Raw genomic sequence first — 17,166 nt, 5'->3', positions numbered from 1 at the left:
AAGAAAATTTCATCGTCCGAGATGGGTAGGTCTGGGCGAAGATGGGCCCTGTGGATCTCCAGGCCTTGTACCGCGACCCGTTCCCCACCTACGAAGCCGCCCGGCGCGAACCGGGCCTCACCTTCGTCCCGGAACTGCAGGCATGGCTCGTCTCCCGGTACGAGGACGTGCGCGAGGTGCTCGGCCGCCCCGAGGACTTCTCCTCCGAGGGCGCGCTCCGGCCCGACCACCTGCCGCGCCGCGCCGCGCTGAGCGAGCTGGTCAAGGGCTTCGGCGGGCGGCCCGCGGTGCTGAGCAGGGACGGCGAGGAACACCGCCGCCTGCGCAAGCCGCTGGTGCGCGGCCTGTCGCCCGCGCGGGTCGCCACCGCCGTGCCGTTCATCGCCCGCCGCGCCGCCGAGCTCGTCGACGCCTTCGCCGCCGACGGCCGCGTGGAGTGGATGTCGGCGTACGCGCGGCCGCTCGCCGCCGACGTCATCGGCCACCTCATGGGCCTCGACCCCGCCGACGTACGGCCGGCCGTCGAAGCCGGGAACCGGGCCGAGGACCTGCTGTTCCAGCCCATGACCGACGACGAGCAGGCCGCGGCGGCCCGCGACATCGTCCGGCTCCAGCACCTGCTCGACGACTACGCCCGTGCCCGCAGGAAGGAACCGCGCGACGACCTGACGACCGAGATGGTGCGGGCGCTGGCCCCCGGCACCGCCCTGCTGACCACCGAGGAACGCAACGAGATCGTCTCCAACCTGCAGAACCTCCTGCTGGCCGGGCACCTGACCACGACCGCGCTGATCGGCTCCGCCGTACACCATCTGCTGCGTGACCGCGCGCAGTGGGAGACGTTGTGCGCGCGCCCGGAGCTCATCCCGGCCGCGATCGAGGAGACCGCCCGCTTCGAGGCGCCCGTGCAGGGCTTCCGTCGTACGGTCACCCGCCCGCTCACCTTCGCCGGAACCGAGCTGAAGGCCGGAGACGCGGTCTTCGTCTCCTACGGCTCCGCGGGCCGCGACGGCGCCGGAGGGTTCGACATCACCCGGCCGCCCGCCCGCCACCTCGGCTTCGGCCACGGCGTGCACGGCTGCCCCGGCTCGCAGCTTGCCCGCGAGCAGCTGCGGATCACGCTGGAGGAGCTGATCCGCAGGCTGCCCGGGATCCGGCTGGAGAGCCCCGAGGTCACGATGGCGCCGACGTTGATCCACCGCGCCCCGGAGGCGCTCCATCTGGTCTGGTGATCAGCGGGTGCCGGTCACCTTCCAGACCTTGCCGTTGGCCTTGGACAGCACGAACAGGTCTCCCGCGCGGTCCATGCCGAAGCGCAGGTCCACGCGGGAGTTGCCGGCGAGCGTCTGCATGGTGACCTGGCTGCCCGCGGCGTTGTAGATCTTGAGCTGGTGCAGCGGCGCGAGGTCGGTGCCGCCGCGGGTCATCTCGGTCTCGTTGGTCGCGAAGATCCAGCCCTGCACGAGGTCGCCGAACAGGTACTTGCCCTGCAGGGCGGGCAGCGCGGCGGCGCGGTAGACGAAACCGCCGGCGATGGCGCGGCCGAGGTCGCCGGTGCAGCCGGGCGGGCCGTTGTGGTCGTAGGCGGCGACCGGGTAGGTGTAGCCGAACCGGCTGTCGTCGGCGGGCAGCGGGTAGAGGTAGCAGGGTTCGTTCCGGTCGAAGCGGAAGGCGCCCTCACGCTCGCTCCAGCCGAAGTTGTCGCCGGCCCGCACGTCGTAGACGGCCTCGATGTCGTGCTCGCCGATGTGGCCGAGGAACATCCGGCCGCTGCCGCCGCGGTCCCAGCTGAAGCGGTGCGGGTCGCGCATGCCCAGGGCGTAGATCTCGCCGAGCGTGCCCTGCTGGCCGGTGAACGGGTTGCCGGGCGGGATGCCGTACCGGCCGTTGGCGCTGTCGCTCCCGCGCGGGTCGATGCGCAGGATCTTGCCGAACGGCTGGTTGCGGGCCTGCGGGACGGTGCCGCTCGTGCCCCTGCCGCCGTCGCCGGCGGCCACGTAGAGCAGGCCGCGGTCGGGGCTGCCCGGCGCGGCGTTGGGGTTGAAGTCGATCTGCTGGATCCCGTGGATGTAGGTGCCGAAGCCGAGGCGGAGCAGTTGCCTGCGGGTGCCGCTGAAGACGGGCGCCGCCGGGTCGCTCGCGGTCCACTCCGTGACCACGCCCTGCACGACCGCTCCGGACTGCGTCCAGTCGGCGCGCTGGGTGTTCAACGCCTGGAACGCCTCGCTGTGCGCGGTGTAGAAGCGGCCGTTGGCCGCGAAGTCCGGATGGAAGGCGACGAAGCCGAACCCGCTGCCGAGGCCGCGGCCGGAGAAGAAGTTGCCGCCCACCGCGGCCCGGAGGTCGAGGTAGACGCTGGGTGCGCCGCCGCCCGCGGGCAGGGTGTAGAGCCTGCCGTTGAGATCGGGGACGTACCTGCGGCCGTCGGCGAGCTGGCCCAGGTGGTTGATCCGGGCGTGGCGGCGCAGGCGGGAGTCGGTGGGCGAGGGTACGGGGTCGGTCTTGGGGAACTGGGCGTACTCGGTGAGGACCAGGCCGAGGCTGGACTGGATGGGGTTCTGCGGGATCGGGTCGGCGATGGGACCGGTGCCGCCCCCGTCCTGCGCGCCCTCGGTCAGGGCGTCGACGTTGGGCAGGCCCGCCGCGGTGGTGGCGGTGAGGCGGACGCTGTTGGCGCCCTGGGCGAGGCCGGCGGCGACGGTCTCGTTGTTCCACGTCGTCCACGCGCCGGTGCCCGCGAACCGCAGGGTCTCGATGGCTGATCCGTTGATCGTGAGCGTGGCCGGACGGTCGGTGGCCGTTCCGTTGGCGTACCTGAAGGCCAGGTTGGTGTCACCGGCGCCGGTCACGGTGAACTCCACGTACGCGCCCGCCGCGTTGGCGCTGTTGACGAAGCCGGTGCCGGAGAAACCCGCGTGGTTGCTCTCCACCACGCCGTTGCCGATGGCCGCGCTCTCGGCCTCGTAGACGACCGAGGCCGCGGATGCCGTCTGGCCGGGCCAGACGAGCAGGCCGGCCACTAAGATCATGGCCAGCGTGGTTCTGTGCATGGGGGCCCTTTCCCGCGAAAGATGGGATCTCTTATGAGAGATCGCTTCCCACTCCTCCGATGTTTCGAGGGGCCGGAGGCGAGTGCCTCCGGCCCCTCCCGTCACTCAGGTCAGCGGGTGGACGCGTTCGAGTTGCCCGCCAGCTTGGTCGAAGCCAGGTCGCGGGCCAGGATCGCGCTCTCCACCGCCGCCACCGACGAGCCGGAGGTCACGCCCGGCAACGTCGCGGTGTCCAGCGCGTAGAGCGTGAACTCGTACTTGTGGGTCGAGCCACCGGGGCAGGGCCCGAAGTACTGCAGCGACTTGTTGCCGCTGCTCATCGCCTTCTGCTTGGCCGGAGCCTGGTTCGGCACCTCGAACCCGAGCCCGAGCCCCTCCGGCAGCGACGACTTGGCGGCGGGGATGTCCCAGATCGCCCAGTGCTTGCCGCCGTTGGCCGTGTCGATGAAGGTGATCGCGTAGCTCTGCGTACCGGCCGGCGGGCTGGACCAGGCCAGCTGCGGCGAGATGTCGTTGCCCGACACCCCGTCCTGCGCGCAGGTGAACCGCGCCGGGATGTTGCCGTTGTTCGCGAAGGCCGTGCTGGTCAGCGCGAACGGCGGGCCGGCGAACTTCAGCCTGACGATGTCGTTGTCGATGGTGCTGGGGGTGCCCCCGTTCTTGTCGTTGTTGGTCGAGGTCAGCCAGAGGCCGCCGTCGGGGGTCTTGACCACGGTGCGCAGCCGGCCCCAGTTGCCGTTGAAGAAGGCGCGGGGGGTGTCGGTCGTGTTGCCGGTGATCTTCATGACCCACAGGCGCGAGCCGCGTACGGCCGCCATGTAGATCCAGTCGCCCACGATCTCCAGGCCGCTCGGGGAGGCGCTGGAGACGCTCCACGTCCTGACCGGGTTGACGTACCGGCTGTCGCTACAGGTGCCCTCGCAGGTCGGCCAGCCGTAGTTCTTGCCCGCCTGGATGATGTTGAGCTCGTCCCAGGTGCCGTCGCCGAACTCCGACTCCCACAGCCTGCCCTGGGAGTCCCAGGCGATGCCCTGCGGGTTACGGTGGCCGAGGCTGTAGACGCGCGGGGCGTTCGGGAACGGGTTGCCGGGAGCGCCGGCGCCGGTCGGCGTGACCCTGAGGATCTTGCCGTTGAGCGAGTTGAGGTCCTGCGCCCTGCTGCTCGTCTGGGCGTCGCCGGTGGTGATGTAGAGCATCCCGTCCGGGCCGAACTTGATCCGGCCGCCGTTGTGGAACTTGGCCTTGCTGATGCCGGTCACGACCGGCTCGCGGGCGCCGATGGCGTTGTTCTCGTACTTAAAGCGGACGACCCGGTTGTCGCCCGAGGCGGTGTGGTAGGCGTAGACGTAGTGGTCGGTGGCGAAGTTCGGCGACAGCGCGAGCCCGAGCAGGCCGCCCTCGCCGACGGTGCCGACCGCCTCGGTGATCTTGCCGACCACGGTCTTCTGGCCGGCGGCCGTGACCCGGACGATCTCGAACCGGTCGCGCTCGGCGACCAGCGCGCTGCCATCCGGCAGGAACGCGATGCCCCACGGCAGGTCGAGCTGGGTGACGTCACGGTCGAAGACCGGGTCGCCGCCGGTCGCCTGCGTCGAGGTCCTGACGTTCAGCGCGGGGCTCTTGGCCGAGATGTTGCCGTTGGCGTCGAAGGCCTCGACCTGGAAGGAGTACTGCGTGTTCTGCGTGAGCCCGTCCGCGGTGGCGGTCAGGTCGGGCACGGTCGCGAACTTCGTCCCGTCGCGGTAGACGTTGTAGCCGGTGACCTCGACGTTGTCGGTGGAGGCGTTCCAGGCCAGCGTGATGCTGGTGGCGGCCACGTTGGTGGCGCGCAGGTTGCCCGGCACCGTCGGCGCCTGGTGGTCGTCGCTCGGCGGGGTGGTGAAGGGGACGTTGTCGCTGGCGGGCGAGCCGTTCCCGGCCGCGTCGTAGGCCAGCACGCTCAGCACGTAGCCGGTGTTCGGCGTCAGGCCGGTGACCGTGGCCGTGGTCTGGTTGCCGCCCACGGTCTTGATCACGTTGCCGCCGTTGTAGATGACGTAGCTGGAGACGCCCACGTTGTCGGTGGAGGCGTCCCAGGCCAGGTCCACGGCGTTCGGCCGGACCTCGCCGACGAGGCGGAAGTTGCCCGGCGCGGTCGGCGGCTCCGGGTCGGGCGGCACGGTGGTGCTGATCCGGTCGAGGTTCGGCCCGCCGTTCGCGGTGGTGGCGGTGGCCCTGATCTTGTTGGCGCCCGCGATCAGCGAGGCGGTCACGGACTTCTCCACCCACGTGGTCCAGGCCCCGGTACCGGGGAAGCTCACGTTCTGGGCGGCGCCGCCGTTGGCGGTGATGGCCATGGCCCGGTCGGCGGTGGTGCCGTTGGCGAAGCGGAACTTCACCTCGTAGTTGCCCGCGGTGGGCGCGTTGACCGTGAACTCCACGTAGGAGCCGACGACGTTGTCGTAGTTGACGAAGCCCGTGCCGGTGAACCCGGCGTGGTTCGACTCCACCACGCCCTGGACGATCGTGGCGTCCTCGGCCTGCAGGTCGGAGCTGGGCGCGGCCACCTCGACGTCGACGTAGTCCAGGTTGGGGTTGCCGTTGGCCGTGGTGGAGGTGATCCGGATCTTGTTGGCGCCCGCGGTCACGGGTGCGGTGAGCGTGGAGGTCGCCCACGTGGACCACGCGCCGGTGCCGTTGAACGCGCGGGCCGCGGAGACCACGGTGCCGTTCACGGCGATGTCGGCGGCCCGGTTGACGGCGGTGCCGTTGGCGTAGCGGATGGCGATCTCGGCCTGGCCCGCCGCCGCGGCGTTGACGGTGAACTCGGTGTAGCTTCCGGCCACGTTGTCGCCGTTGACGAACCCGGCACCGGAGTAACCCGCGTGGTTGGATTCCACGAGGCCCTGAGAGATGGTGGCGTTCTCCGCTTCGTGGCGGGTCGGCGCGGCCGAGGCCGGCACGGCCGTCACCACGCTCATCAGTAACGCCGCCACAAGCGCGCCGGCTAACACGCGCATGGATCCTCCTTGATGGGGGGTGATAGTTAGGAAAACTTCCTAACTCGTATTGATGGGATCACTCCCCACCATCACTGTCAAGCGAGTTGACTCCGTTCCCAAGACCTCCCACCACTGGCTTCTCGCGCGACAGGAGCGCAGACTGGAAAGACAGGCGAACGTGGAGTAGTGGAGCATCCGTGGACAACCACCTCGACCACATGCCGGTTCTGTCGCGAGGCAGGCACCGCAATCCGAAACGCGGCGCGTGCTTCATGGAGCTGGCTTCCTACCTGGCAGGAGAGCGCTGGAGCGACCATCCGGCCTGCACGCACCCGCTGCTGGCCGCGCTCGCCCGGCTCGTCAACGACAACACCGGCGACGAGAACCGCAACGGCCTGGCCGAACTCGTCCCGTCCATCATCGGGCTGTCCAGCGACGACCTGCGGGTCGACGCCACGATCGCCCTGCGCTGCGCGACCACCGCCCTGCCCGTGGCCGCCGCGGAACGCCAGCTCGCGCTGGCCGTCTCCGTACTGGCCGCCGAGGAGATCCTCGCCCGGCTCGACGGGCGACCGGCCGGGCAGTTGTCGGCCGTGAGCCGGCGGGCCATGGACCAGGTCCCGCAGACGGCGCGCGAGGCACGCAGGTTCAGCCGGGCGGCGCGGATCACCGAGAAGGGCTTCCGCCGGTACGCGGCGCCGAACGCGGTGCAGTTGTCGGTGGTGGGGATCGTGCAGGCGTGCATCCCCCATCCCGACCAGGTGCTGCGGACGTTGCTGGAGTCGGCCATAGCGGACTGCCGCCGCCTCATCCCCACCCCCGACCCCCACCCCCACGCCCTCCCCACCCCGGTCTGACCACCCCCCACACCCCCGGGCCCGCCCTTCGACACGCCCTTGCCCTCATCCGCGTCCGCGCGATGGGGGCAAGCTCGCTTTCGGGCCAGGCAGCTCCGCGACTGCCTCCCTTCGCACCGCGCCCCCTGCGGATCGCACCCGGCCTCGCGGGCTCGCGGTCCTCCCCTTGCCATGCGCCGCGTTCGCCTCCGAACCTTCGCCGGTTTTCGGGAAGATGTTCGCGTCATGGTGTCACCATCGGGTCTTCCCGCAGGTCAGGCTAGCCTCCCCTTCGTTGCGGATCTTCCTGAAATATGCCTAGATTTGGCGACAAGGTGTCATCATGTGGAGGAAGTCATGACTGTCGAGCTGGCCGCGCCGTACTCACCTGAGAGACATCGCCATCACCGCGATGTCACCGGCGGGTGGTTGCGACCGGCGGTGTTCGGGGCGATGGACGGGCTGGTGTCCAACTTCGCGTTGATCGCCGGGGTGGTCGGTGCGGCGGGGGCCGAGCGTGGGGCGGTGCTGGCCGGGTTCGCGGGTCTGGTCGCGGGGGCGTGCTCGATGGCGGCGGGCGAGTACACGTCGGTGAAGTCCCAGACCGAGCTGATGCGTGCCGAGATCGCCGTGGAGCGCCGTGAGCTGGCCCGCGACCCGGAAGGCGAGCAGGCCGAGCTCGCCGCCCTCTACCGTGCCCGCGGGCTCGAACCCGATCTGGCCGCCAAGGTGGCCGCCGGGCTGTCGGTCAACCCGGAGCAGGCCCTGCGCGTCCATGTTCGTGAGGAACTCGGCGTGGATCCTGACGACCTTCCCTCGCCGTACCTGGCCGCGGCCTCGTCGTTCGGCGCGTTCGCGGTGGGGGCGCTGGTGCCGTTGGCGCCGTTCCTGTTCGGGGCTTCCGGAATGGTGGTGGCGGTGGTGCTGAGCTTGCTGGGGTTGTTCGGGTTCGGGGCGGTGGTGGCGCGGATGACGGCTCGTCCGTGGTGGCTGGGCGGCCTGCGCCAGCTCGCCCTGGGCGTCGTGGCCGCGTCGGTCACGTTCGGCCTCGGACATCTGCTCGGCGTCACGATCTCCTAGCCGGTACGGCTCCCGCCCAGCTCCCCCGGGGCATGGTGACCCCCATGCACCGTGTCCCGGGGATCACCACCACGGGCCACCCCGCTCCATGCCGGCGGCCGAGTTCAGCGCGAGCGGTCGCCGAGGTGGCGCGGACCGCACCGCTGCCGACGCGCATGGGGAGGGCCGCTCCCCCGGAATGCGTGCATGAGTGATGGAGCGCCCCGTGTTACCCGGGGCACGTGGGCAGGGCAACGGGGCAGGACATATGGGCAGGGATCTGACGCGACGGCGGCGGACGGGGTGGGGCCGGTGGTTTTCGGTGCGGGTTGGAGGTCGCGGTCCAGGAGCCGACGGCAAGGTCGTGGCGGCGTGGGGTGGTTACTCGGCCATGGCCGGGGTGCGGCGGAGGGTTGGGGAAAGGGTGGCGATGGCGCAGCAGACGGCCAGGTAGCCGCAGATCACGAGGATGGCGACGACCGGCCCGCCGTACTGGGTGAGGACTCCCCCGACCAGCGGGGCCAGCGGCGTGATGCCCATGGTGGCGACGTTGAGCAGCGACTGGACGCGGCCCTGCATGTGGTCGGGGACGGACCTGGCCACCTCGACCACCAGCGCGATGTTCAGGGCGGGCGCGACCAGGCCGGTGACGAACAGGACGCTCGCGGGCCAGTACCAGCCGAGCGGCAGCACCATCAACGGCAGCGCGATCGTGAGGAACCAGCACCCGGCCAGCATGAGCGCGCCGATGGGCAGCAGCCTGATGAGCCGGCCGGAGATCGCGGCGCCGATCAGGCCGCCGACGCCCAGGGCGGCCATGACGAGGCCGACCTGTTCCGGGGCGCCGACCAGGACGATCAGCGGGATCGTGGTCGCGTTGAACGCCAGGTTGACCGCCAGGACGAGACCGCAGACGGCGCGCAGCAGGCGGCGGCCCCACATCCAGCGGACGGCTTCGGCGATCCCCTGGTACATGCTCTGGCGCGGGGCCGGCTCCTCCGGCCGGCGGGGTACGCGCACGAGTGCCACGCAGACGAAGGAGACCAGGTAGGTGAGCGCGTCGACGACGAACGGTAAGGCCCGCCCGATGGCGAACAGGAGGCCGCCGAGGGGTGGCCCGGCCAGTTCGGCGGCGTGCTGGCGGGTCTGTTCCTGGGCGTAGGCACTGGGCAGCTGCTCTTCGTGCACCAGTGTGCGCAGGGAGGCGGCGTGGGCGGGTTCGAAGATGGCGCCGGCGGCGCCGTTCACGATGGCCACTACCACCAGGTGCGGCAGGACCAGGCTGTCGCTCACGGCGGCCAGCGCGACGCTCGCCATCGTGGCGGCGCGGACGAGGTCGGCGCCCAGCAGGACGCGGCGGCGGTCCCAGCGGTCCACCAGCACGCCGGCGGGCAGCGCGAAGAGCATCCCGCTCGCCAGGCTGACCGCGCTGATCAGCCCGGCCTGGCCCGGTGAGCCGGTCAGCGCCAGGACCAGCAGCGGATAGGCCAGCAGGGTGAGGGTCGAGCCCAGTCCCGAGGCGGCCGAGCCCAGCCAGAACAGCTGGAAGCGGAGGTTCTTTCTCAACGGCTGCACGATCGACGACAATAGTTGTACAAGAATCCTTGTACAACCTTTCCAGTAGGGTGACGGCATGGAACAGGCTCGCCGCCACCTAGGCCCCAAGGACGCCGGCACGCTCAAGGCGCTCAGCCACCCCGTGCGGATGCGGCTGCTCCTGCTGGTGCACGAGGCCGGCCCGGCCACGGTGGGCATGCTCGCCGAGCGGCTGGCGCAGCCCGTGGGCGTGGTCAGCTACCACATGCGCCAGCTCGCGCTGCACGGGCTGGTGACGGAGGTTCCCGAGCTGGCCCGCGATCGGCGCGAGCGCTGGTGGCGGCTGGTGCCGACCGAGAGCGTGTCGATGACGCCCTCGGAGTTCGTCGGCGACCCGGTCGGCCGCGTCGCCTCGCGGGCCACGATGCTCCAGCTGATCGACGCCACGGCCGAGCGGATGCGGGACTGGGTGAACGGCATGCACACCTGGCCCCCCGAGTGGCAGGACGCCTCGACCCTCGCCCGCAAGGGCCCGATGCGGCTGACCGCACAAGAGCTGAGCCGCTTCGACGAGGAGCTCGACGACCTGGTGATGCGCTACCAGACGCTCGGCGAGAACGCCGGGGACGACCCGGCCGAGCGCCGTCCGGTCATCTTCTTCTGCTACACCGAGCCGATCGGCCCGCCGGTCAGCGAGTGACCCGTACGGCCAGCGGCGTGCAGGCGTAGCCGTTGGTCGGCCAGTTGTCCACCGAGCACGAGGTGAGGACGAACCACAGGTCCCGCAGCGCGCGGAAGGTGATGCCGTCCCCCGCCTTCGAGGCCGCCGTGCCGACGGGCAGGGTGCCGTCGGGCCGTGGCGGGGAGTTCTGGAAGAGGTTGACCGGATCGGGCACGACCGGCAGCGACAGGCCGGCCGCCGACACCGCGCCCAGGAAGTTGTCGTGGCAGTTGGGGTGCCCGAACAGGCCCTCGGCCTCGTACAACGGGGCGTTGCACGGCGGGTAGAGCATGTCGTGCGGGCCGGGCGAGGTGTCGGCGACCAGTTCGAGCATGGGCTCGCCGGCCTGATCCCTGAACGCCTCGCCGGTTGTCGGGAACAGGCGCTCCAGCCGGTCGCGGGTGTGCGCCGTGGACAGCCAGCGCTCCGGAGCGGCGCTGTCGATGGCCCACATGTCACCGACCTGACGGCCTTCCAGGTCGACGACCTCGATCAGGCTGCCGCGCGCCACCTCAAGCGCCCGGCCGGTCTGCGGTTCAATGATCACGTTTTCCATGGGGACCAGCCTACGGTAATTTGTTGTACGCACGTTCAATTAGCAGGGGAGGACGGCATTGAACGAGGCCGTGGCCGGCACGGACGGGCGTAAGGCCAGAGGAGAACGACGCCGGCGGGAGATCATCGAGGCCACGCTCAGGGTGATCGAGCGGGAGGGCGTCGCCGGGGTGACGCATCGCTCGGTCGCGGCCGAGGCGGGCGCGCCGCCGAGCCTGGCGCTCTACTATTTCGCCACGCTCGACGACCTGCTGGTCGCGGCGCTGACCGCGGCCTCCGGCGAGTACGCCCGCCAACTGCGCGCCATCATCGACGAGGGCCGCGACGGCGTGGACGGCCTGGCCCAGCTCATTTCCGACGCGGCGGGACCCGGCCGCGCCCGTGCGCTGGCCGAACGCGAGCTGACCATGCTGGCGACCCGCCGCCCGGCGCTGCGCCCCATCGCCGGGCACTGGCGCGCCACGGTCGCCGAGATGGCCCGCCAGTACACCGACGACCCGATCCTCATCCGCTCCCTGGTCGCGGCGTCGGACGGTGTCTGCGCCGGGGTCCTGCTCGACGACAACCCGATCCCCTACTCCGAGATCCGCGCCCTCCTCCGCCACGCGCTGGGGCTCCACGGCTCAGGCGCGGACCAGCACCCGTCCCTCGGGCATGAAGGCTGACAGCTGCCACGTCCACGTACCCACCGTGACGATCTCCGCGTCCCCCGGCAGCGGCACCGGAGCGTCCCGCAGCCACGACAGCGGCGACAGTGCCAGCCCGCCCGGCGGGATGACCACGCTCTCCAGCGGCGTCCGCGTCGTGGGCCCGTCGGCCTCGTCCAGCAGGCTCGGCACCCACGTGGGCGGGCCGGCGAAGTGGGCCAGCGCCACGGCGCCGTCCGGGGCGGCGGAGTCGTGGCGGAGCGTGCCGGCGGGCAGCCAGGCGTGGTGGCCGGGCAGGTAGGTGACGCCGGAGACGTGAAGGGCGCCGGCCAGGATGACGAACTCCTCCCCCGCCAGATAGTGGCCGCGCCCGCGGCGTTCCCACCCGGCGGGGAAGCGGACCACGGACGTGGCGCCGTGCAGACGGGCCAGGCGGACCGGCAGCGTGGAGCCGGGAATGTGGAACTCGGGCCCCGGCGCGGCCGTCAGCAGGTCGATCATCACCCCAGTGTCTCGTACGCGCCGTCCTCGTCGTTGAGCAGCACCTACCCGGGCCGCCCGCTCGCCTCCAGCAGCCGGGCCAGCACCTCGCCCACCGGCGGAACGGCCGGCGCGAGCATCCAGGACACCACCGAGCGGCCACCGCCGAGGTCGTACTCGCTCTCCAGCCCGGGGACTGCCGCCTCCATCTCCGCCACTCCCCCGAGGCCCAGGCAGTCGGCCCAGTAGGGCACCCGCACGACGAGCCGCAGCGCGGCGGTCAGGTCGCCCGCGGCCGCTCGAGGGGGTCGCCCGAGGCCGGCCGTACCGCTTCGACATGCTCGGTGCGCGTGACGTCGAACCCGAAGGGCCAGGCGAGCAGCCGGGCGGCCTCGGGGGTGCGGCGGACGAGGTCGAGGAGGGGTTCCGTCATGGCGGGCAAGCTCTCTCACCCCTCCCGTGGTACGGCGGGCCGCGCCCGCAGGGCGGCGGGCAGAAACGCCGCGCAGGCGATCAGCAGCACGACCCCGGAGGCGACCAGCGACCCGGCCACCCCGAACGCGCTCGCGGCGGGCCCGCCCAGCGCCACCCCGCCCAGCGTGAAGTTGACCATGACGGTGTTGAGCAGCCCCACGCCTCTGCCCCGCAGCTCCTCGGGCAGGTCGCTGAGCATGGTGTTGGCCAGCGGCACCTGGAAGAGGCTGGCGAAGAGGCCGACGACCAGGCACCAGCCGACGATCACGGCCAGCCCGGGGCTGCCGCCGAGGAGGGCGGGGGTGAGCAGGGCCAGGCCGAACAGGGTGACGGTGGCCACCAGCATCCGGGGCGTCGAGCCGTAGCGGCGGATCAGGGCGGGGCCGAGGAGGGCTCCGGCGATCGAGCCGCCGGCGAACAGGGCCTGGGCGGTGCCGTACTCCATGGCTCGGAGGTCGAAGACGGTCAGGAGCTGGGCGTTGAAGCCGGTGGTGAACAGGCCGGTCACGAGCGTGACGGGGACGAGGAAGGCGAGCAGGAAGCGCAGGGACGGGATGGCGAGCACGCCGCTGACCCCGGCCCGCAGCGCCTGCCAGTACGGCTGCGCCGCGGCCCGCGCGATCGGCCCGTCGCGCAGCACGCCGAGGCTGCCCAGCAGCACGGCCGAGACCACGAAGGTCGCGGCGTTGAGTCCCAGCACGACCGGCACGCTGCCCAGGGCGACGAGCAGGCCGCCGAGCGCGGGACCGATCATGTTGACCGTCTGGTTGGTGCTCTGGAACAACGCCACCGCCGAGGCGATGTCGTGACCGCCGACGACCCTCGGGATGGCGGTGATCCTGGCGGTCTCGAAGAACGCCTTGCCCACGCCTTCGAGCAGGATGAGCGCGAGCAGCAGCCCCATCGAGTCGAGCGCGGGGATCATGGCGAGCACGACGGGGACCCGGGCCAGGTCGGCGCCGATGAGCAGCGTCCGGGTGGGCAGCCGGTCGGCCAGCGGGCCGACGAACGCGCCGAGCACCCCGGAGGGCAGCAGTTGTGACAGCACGACCAGCGAGATGACGACCGGGCTGTCGGTCAGCCGGCCGGCCAGGAAGATCAGCGTGACGCGGGTCATCGCGTCACCGAGGAAGGAGATGACCACCGCCAGCCAGTAGCGCAGGTAGGTGCCGTCCTTGAGGAGCTCGATCATGATGCGCTCGACGCTACTGGCGGGGCGGACGGCCGGGACAGGCGTTACGCCGGGCGCGGATCCGCCGTGAGCGTAGTGATGACGGTCAGCGTGAACAGGTCGAGCGCCAGGTCCTCGGTGGTCCGGGCGAGCACGGTCAGTCCGAACGGGCGCTCGGAGGAGGTCGCGGTGGGATCGGCCGTGAGCGTGAGCTCGGCGGACTCGCCCGCCACCACGGCCGGCGGGTCGAAGGTGGCGCCGACCCGCGGCGGCAGCCCGGTCACCGCCAGGTGCACGGGCCCGGTGAAGCCGGCGACGGGCTCGGTCCGCACCCGCACGGTGATGGAGCCGCCGGGCGGCAGCTTGCCGTCGGCGGGGTCGAGGGCGATCACGATGCCGGGCTTGGCCGGGGGCACGGGCGTGCCGAGGTCGCGCAGGGCCAGGACGTGGCGCGAGGTCGCGGAGGCGGCGAAGGAGGTGAAGCCGGGCTGCGCGATCGCCTTCGGCAGCGTGCGCGTGGTGAGTGTGGCGTCGCCCGCCTCGCCCAGGCCGTTGGCGCCCCAGGCGAACGTGGTTCCCGCCGCGCTCTGGGCATAGCCCGACTGGCTGCCGGCGGCGATGCGCGCGATCCCGGTCAGGCCGGGCACCTGCTGCCTGACCAGGCGCTTCTGCTGGGTACCGTCACCGAGCTGGCCGGCCTCGTTGGCGCCCCACGCCCACACCCGGCCGAGGTTGTCGCGGGCCATGCTGTGCGCGCCGCCCGCGTCGACCGAGGTCACGCCGGTCATGCCGAGGCTGACCGGGGTCGTCCGCTTGACCAGGGTGCCGTCGCCGATCTGGCCGTTGTTGTTGTGGCCCCACGTGATCACGTTGCCGTTGGACAGCGCCGCCATGCCGTGGACGCCGCCGGCCGCGATGTCGGTGACGCCGCCGACGTTCGGCATCTGGATCGGCAGGGGGCGCGCCAGGATGGTGCCGTCGCCGAGCTGGCCCAGGCCGTTGGCGCCCCAGCCGTAGGCGTTGCCGGTGGCGCCCCTGGCCAGGCTGAAGGCGGCGCCGGCCTCCAGTTCCACGATGTCCTGCGGCGCGGCGACGCGGCGCGGGCTGAGCCGTTCCGTGGTGGTGCCGTCGCCGAGCTGGAAGGAGGAGTTGAGTCCCCACGCCCAGACCAGGCCGCCGGTGTCGACGGCGAGGCTGAAGCGCTGGCCGGCGGCGACGTCCACGATGTTCGCCAGCCCCGGCACCTGGGCCGGAGTCAGGCTGGGTGAGCGGGTGCCGGTGCCGAGCTGGCCGTTGGAGTTGTCTCCCCAGGCCCACACGGTGCCGTCGTCGGCGATGGCCAGGCTGTGCGTGAAGCCCGGCTCGACCTGCTTGAAGCGCGAGTCGCCGGCGGCGGCGACGGGCTGGTTGACCGCGACGCGGGCGTCGCCGAGGCCGAGCTGGCCGAACTGGTTCCACCCCCAGCCCCAGGTCTGGGCGGGCGCGAAGACCGCCGACGGAGCGAATGCGGTGACGGCGGCGGTGAGCGCCGCTGCGATGGTGTGCACGGGTCTGCCTCCCGGGTCTGGTCCCTCACGTAGAGGCGTTCCACCCCGTTCCAGCCCGTTCCGGCGGCGTCAGCGCGCGCCGGACGCGCCCCATCCCGGCACCCTGAAGTCGGCCGTCAGCGAGCCCGGCGCCACGCTCTCCCCGCAGCCGCGGCAGGTCACGACCGGGTCGAGCTCCTGTCCGCAGGCGTGTGAGAAGACGACCGGCGGGTCGCCGGGCAGGTGCCGGTCGCCCCACTGGCGCAGCAGGTGCAGCACGCCCTGCAGCTCCACCCCGGCCGCCGTCGGCCGGTACTCGAAGCGCGGCGGGCGCTCGCTGTAGGCGACCTTCTCCAGCAGCCCGGCCTCGACCAGGCGCTTGAGCCGCGCGGTCAGGATGTCGCGGGGCGCGCCGATGTTGCGGGCCATCGCGTCGAAGCGGCGCACGCCGAAGAAGACCTCGCGCAGGATGAGCAGGGAGTACTTCTCGCCGACCACCGCGAGGGTGTCGGCGATCGTGCAGGGCCGTGCCGTCGTCATCATCCCAGGGTACGGCAGTGCGTTGGAAAACCGGACGAACTCGGTCTACAGTAGGTCCAGTTTTCCAACTAACAGCAGGAGGGCTCATGCGTGACGCCGTCATCGTGCAGGCCGTGCGCACCCCCATCGGCAAGGGCAAGCCGGGCGGTGCCCTGGCCGGGGTCCATCCGGTCGAGTTGCTCGCCCACACGCTGCGTACCCTGGTGGAGCGTTCGGGAGTGGACCCCGCGCTGGTCGACGACGTGATCGGCGGGACCGTCGACCAGGTCGGCGAGCAGGCCATGAACACCACCCATTACGCGTGGCTGTCGGCCGGTTTCCCCGACTCGGTTCCCGCGGTGACCGTGGACCGCCAGTGCGGCTCGTCCCAGCAGGCCGTGCACTTCGCCGCCCAGGGCGTCATCGCCGGCGCCTACGACCTGGTGGTGGCCTGCGGCGTGGAGTCGATGAGCCGGGTGCCGATGTGGTCGAACGTGCCGCCGGGCAAGGACCCGTTCGGGCCCGGCGTGGCCGGGCGTTTCCCCGGCGGCCTGGTGCCCCAGGGCGTCAGCGCCGAGCTGATCGCCGCCAAGTGGTCGCTCGGCCGCGAGCAGATGGACGCCTTCTCCGCCGCCTCCCACGCCAAGGCCGCCGCCGCCGACTTCACCGGGGAACTCGCCCCGATCGCCGGTCTCGCCCACGACGAGTCGGTACGGCCCGCCACCACGCCCGAGATCCTGGCCGGGCTGAAGCCCGCCTTCGCCGACCCCGGCTACGCCGAGCGCTTCCCGCAGATCGACTGGTCGGTCACCGCGGGCAACTCCAGCCCGATCAACGACGGCGCCGCCGCCCTGCTCGTCACCACGAGCGAGAACGCCGCCCGCCTGGGCCTGCGCCCGCTGGCCAGGCTGCACTCCTTCGCCGTGACCGGCTCCGACCCGCTGCTCATGCTCACGGGCGTCATCCCGGCCACCGACAAGGTGCTGCGCAGGGCCGGGCTGCGCCTGGACGACATCGACCTGTTCGAGGTCAACGAGGCGTTCGCGAGCGTGGTGCTGGCCTGGCAGCAGGAGACCGGCGCCGACCCGGCCAAGGTCAACGTGAAGGGCGGCGCGATCGCGCTGGGCCATCCCCTCGGTGCCAGCGGCGCCCGCATCATGACCACCCTGGTCGGGGCCATGCGCGAGCGCGGCGCCCGCTACGCCCTGCAGACGATGTGCGAGGCGGGCGGGCTGGCCAACGCGACGATCCTGGAGGCGCTCTAATAGTCGTACTCGACCGGCTCCAGGTACGGGCCGTAGGCCCAGCCCTCGGAGTCGCCGGTCCACACGCGCATCCAGGCGCGGCCGCCTCCGCAGGAGCCCTCGACGGTCTCGCCGTAGCCCACCGCGCCCACGCGCTCGTACTGCGTGCCCGGCCCCGACCTGATCCACAGATTGGCCGGGTACGGCGGCGCCACCTCGTACACGCACGGCGAGGCGGCGGACGCGGGCGTGAGGGCGAACAACGACAGCGGTGCGGCGGCGGCCAGCGAGGCCACGAACAGGATGAACCGGCGCATCACATACCTCCCCTTAAGGGGGGATATGTCTTATATATCCCGATCAAGAG

Annotated in this window: 17 protein-coding genes; 6 read left to right on the top strand and 11 right to left on the bottom strand. The window is 71.8% G+C overall.

Going from position 1 to position 17,166, the window contains the following annotated elements; translation table 11 throughout:
- The first annotated feature begins 50 nt into the window (after positions 1-50).
- The gene (locus tag ACFWY5_RS40035) at positions 51-1,232 is read left to right on the top strand and encodes a cytochrome P450 (protein ID WP_379637930.1); all 1,182 of its coding nucleotides are present in this window, start codon (positions 51-53) and stop codon (positions 1,230-1,232) included.
- On the opposite strand, the gene ACFWY5_RS40030 is transcribed toward ACFWY5_RS40035, so the two are convergent.
- Both ACFWY5_RS40030 and ACFWY5_RS40025 read right to left on the bottom strand, forming a co-directional pair.
- The gene (locus tag ACFWY5_RS40030) at positions 1,233-3,050 is read right to left on the bottom strand and encodes a PQQ-dependent sugar dehydrogenase (RefSeq protein ID WP_379637929.1); all 1,818 of its coding nucleotides are present in this window, start codon (positions 3,048-3,050) and stop codon (positions 1,233-1,235) included. It abuts the gene before it with no gap.
- A 110-nt stretch (positions 3,051-3,160) separates the two neighbouring features.
- Positions 3,161-6,049 carry a YbhB/YbcL family Raf kinase inhibitor-like protein gene (locus ACFWY5_RS40025; RefSeq protein WP_379637928.1) on the bottom strand — a complete coding sequence of 963 codons (2,889 nt, stop codon included), beginning with the start codon at positions 6,047-6,049 and terminating at the stop codon, positions 3,161-3,163.
- 179 nt (positions 6,050-6,228) lie between these two features.
- On the opposite strand from ACFWY5_RS40025, the gene ACFWY5_RS40020 reads away from it, so the two are divergent.
- A complete protein-coding gene (locus tag ACFWY5_RS40020; protein WP_379616808.1) occupies positions 6,229-6,888 on the top strand; it encodes a hypothetical protein in 660 nt (219 codons plus the stop codon).
- Positions 6,889-7,224: 336 nt separating this feature from the next.
- Complete coding sequence (locus tag ACFWY5_RS40015; protein ID WP_379637927.1) at positions 7,225-7,947, top strand: VIT1/CCC1 transporter family protein; 723 nt, start codon at positions 7,225-7,227, stop codon at positions 7,945-7,947.
- Between the two features lie 360 nt (positions 7,948-8,307).
- On the opposite strand, the gene ACFWY5_RS40010 is transcribed toward ACFWY5_RS40015, so the two are convergent.
- On the bottom strand, positions 8,308-9,492 hold the full coding sequence (locus ACFWY5_RS40010; RefSeq protein WP_379637926.1) for an MFS transporter: 1,185 nt from the start codon (positions 9,490-9,492) through the stop codon (positions 8,308-8,310).
- Positions 9,493-9,559: 67 nt separating this feature from the next.
- Between ACFWY5_RS40010 and ACFWY5_RS40005 the strand changes: the two genes are divergently transcribed.
- Entirely contained in the window at positions 9,560-10,162 is a 603-nt protein-coding gene (locus ACFWY5_RS40005; RefSeq protein ID WP_379637925.1) for an ArsR/SmtB family transcription factor, read from the top strand.
- Here ACFWY5_RS40005 and ACFWY5_RS40000 read toward each other — a convergent pair.
- Positions 10,152-10,739, bottom strand: coding sequence for a DUF1989 domain-containing protein (locus ACFWY5_RS40000; protein ID WP_379637924.1), 588 nt, complete (start codon positions 10,737-10,739; stop codon positions 10,152-10,154). The two genes, ACFWY5_RS40005 and ACFWY5_RS40000, sit on opposite strands and share 11 nt — an antisense overlap.
- A gap of 58 nt (positions 10,740-10,797) precedes the next feature.
- On the opposite strand from ACFWY5_RS40000, the gene ACFWY5_RS39995 reads away from it, so the two are divergent.
- Entirely contained in the window at positions 10,798-11,403 is a 606-nt protein-coding gene (locus tag ACFWY5_RS39995) for a TetR/AcrR family transcriptional regulator (protein WP_379637923.1), read from the top strand.
- Here ACFWY5_RS39995 and ACFWY5_RS39990 read toward each other — a convergent pair.
- From ACFWY5_RS39990 to ACFWY5_RS39965, 6 genes are all read right to left on the bottom strand, one after another.
- The gene (locus tag ACFWY5_RS39990) at positions 11,362-11,886 is read right to left on the bottom strand and encodes a hypothetical protein (RefSeq protein WP_379616796.1); all 525 of its coding nucleotides are present in this window, start codon (positions 11,884-11,886) and stop codon (positions 11,362-11,364) included. The genes ACFWY5_RS39995 and ACFWY5_RS39990 overlap by 42 nt on opposite strands.
- 44 nt (positions 11,887-11,930) lie before the next feature.
- Entirely contained in the window at positions 11,931-12,074 is a 144-nt protein-coding gene (locus ACFWY5_RS39985) for a hypothetical protein (RefSeq protein ID WP_379637922.1), read from the bottom strand.
- A gap of 71 nt (positions 12,075-12,145) precedes the next feature.
- The gene (locus tag ACFWY5_RS39980) at positions 12,146-12,298 is read right to left on the bottom strand and encodes a hypothetical protein (protein ID WP_379637921.1); all 153 of its coding nucleotides are present in this window, start codon (positions 12,296-12,298) and stop codon (positions 12,146-12,148) included.
- 15 nt (positions 12,299-12,313) lie between these two features.
- Complete coding sequence (locus ACFWY5_RS39975) at positions 12,314-13,531, bottom strand: MFS transporter (protein ID WP_379637920.1); 1,218 nt, start codon at positions 13,529-13,531, stop codon at positions 12,314-12,316.
- Positions 13,532-13,575: 44 nt separating this feature from the next.
- The gene (locus tag ACFWY5_RS39970) at positions 13,576-15,057 is read right to left on the bottom strand and encodes an RCC1 domain-containing protein (protein WP_379616790.1); all 1,482 of its coding nucleotides are present in this window, start codon (positions 15,055-15,057) and stop codon (positions 13,576-13,578) included.
- 69 nt (positions 15,058-15,126) lie between these two features.
- Positions 15,127-15,576 (bottom strand): winged helix-turn-helix transcriptional regulator, encoded by a 450-nt coding sequence (locus ACFWY5_RS39965; protein WP_379616788.1) that lies wholly within the window; start codon positions 15,574-15,576, stop codon positions 15,127-15,129.
- Positions 15,577-15,662: 86 nt separating this feature from the next.
- On the opposite strand from ACFWY5_RS39965, the gene ACFWY5_RS39960 reads away from it, so the two are divergent.
- The gene (locus ACFWY5_RS39960) at positions 15,663-16,820 is read left to right on the top strand and encodes a thiolase family protein (protein WP_379637919.1); all 1,158 of its coding nucleotides are present in this window, start codon (positions 15,663-15,665) and stop codon (positions 16,818-16,820) included.
- Here ACFWY5_RS39960 and ACFWY5_RS39955 read toward each other — a convergent pair.
- Positions 16,817-17,116, bottom strand: a complete 300-nt coding sequence (locus ACFWY5_RS39955) for an SH3 domain-containing protein (protein ID WP_379616784.1) — start codon at positions 17,114-17,116, stop codon at positions 16,817-16,819. The genes ACFWY5_RS39960 and ACFWY5_RS39955 overlap by 4 nt on opposite strands.
- Positions 17,117-17,166 lie beyond the last annotated feature (50 nt).

It is taken from the genome of Nonomuraea sp. NPDC059007, assembly GCF_042740555.1.
Classification (GTDB): Bacteria; Actinomycetota; Actinomycetes; order Streptosporangiales; family Streptosporangiaceae; genus Nonomuraea.
This window is presented reverse-complemented; position numbering and strand designations above follow the sequence as displayed.

Coding starts and splice junctions, on each gene's coding strand:
- ACFWY5_RS39975 (WP_379637920.1), bottom strand. CDS start 13,531: ATGATCGAGCTCCTCAAGGACGGCACCTACCTGCGCTACTGGCTGGCG.
- ACFWY5_RS40015 (WP_379637927.1), top strand. CDS start 7,225: ATGACTGTCGAGCTGGCCGCGCCGTACTCACCTGAGAGACATCGCCAT.
- ACFWY5_RS39965 (WP_379616788.1), bottom strand. CDS start 15,576: ATGACGACGGCACGGCCCTGCACGATCGCCGACACCCTCGCGGTGGTC.
- ACFWY5_RS39980 (WP_379637921.1), bottom strand. CDS start 12,298: ATGACGGAACCCCTCCTCGACCTCGTCCGCCGCACCCCCGAGGCCGCC.
- ACFWY5_RS39960 (WP_379637919.1), top strand. CDS start 15,663: ATGCGTGACGCCGTCATCGTGCAGGCCGTGCGCACCCCCATCGGCAAG.
- ACFWY5_RS40005 (WP_379637925.1), top strand. CDS start 9,560: ATGGAACAGGCTCGCCGCCACCTAGGCCCCAAGGACGCCGGCACGCTC.
- ACFWY5_RS40030 (WP_379637929.1), bottom strand. CDS start 3,050: ATGCACAGAACCACGCTGGCCATGATCTTAGTGGCCGGCCTGCTCGTC.
- ACFWY5_RS40025 (WP_379637928.1), bottom strand. CDS start 6,049: ATGCGCGTGTTAGCCGGCGCGCTTGTGGCGGCGTTACTGATGAGCGTG.
- ACFWY5_RS39990 (WP_379616796.1), bottom strand. CDS start 11,886: ATGATCGACCTGCTGACGGCCGCGCCGGGGCCCGAGTTCCACATTCCC.
- ACFWY5_RS39985 (WP_379637922.1), bottom strand. CDS start 12,074: ATGGAGGCGGCAGTCCCCGGGCTGGAGAGCGAGTACGACCTCGGCGGT.
- ACFWY5_RS40000 (WP_379637924.1), bottom strand. CDS start 10,739: ATGGAAAACGTGATCATTGAACCGCAGACCGGCCGGGCGCTTGAGGTG.
- ACFWY5_RS39955 (WP_379616784.1), bottom strand. CDS start 17,116: ATGCGCCGGTTCATCCTGTTCGTGGCCTCGCTGGCCGCCGCCGCACCG.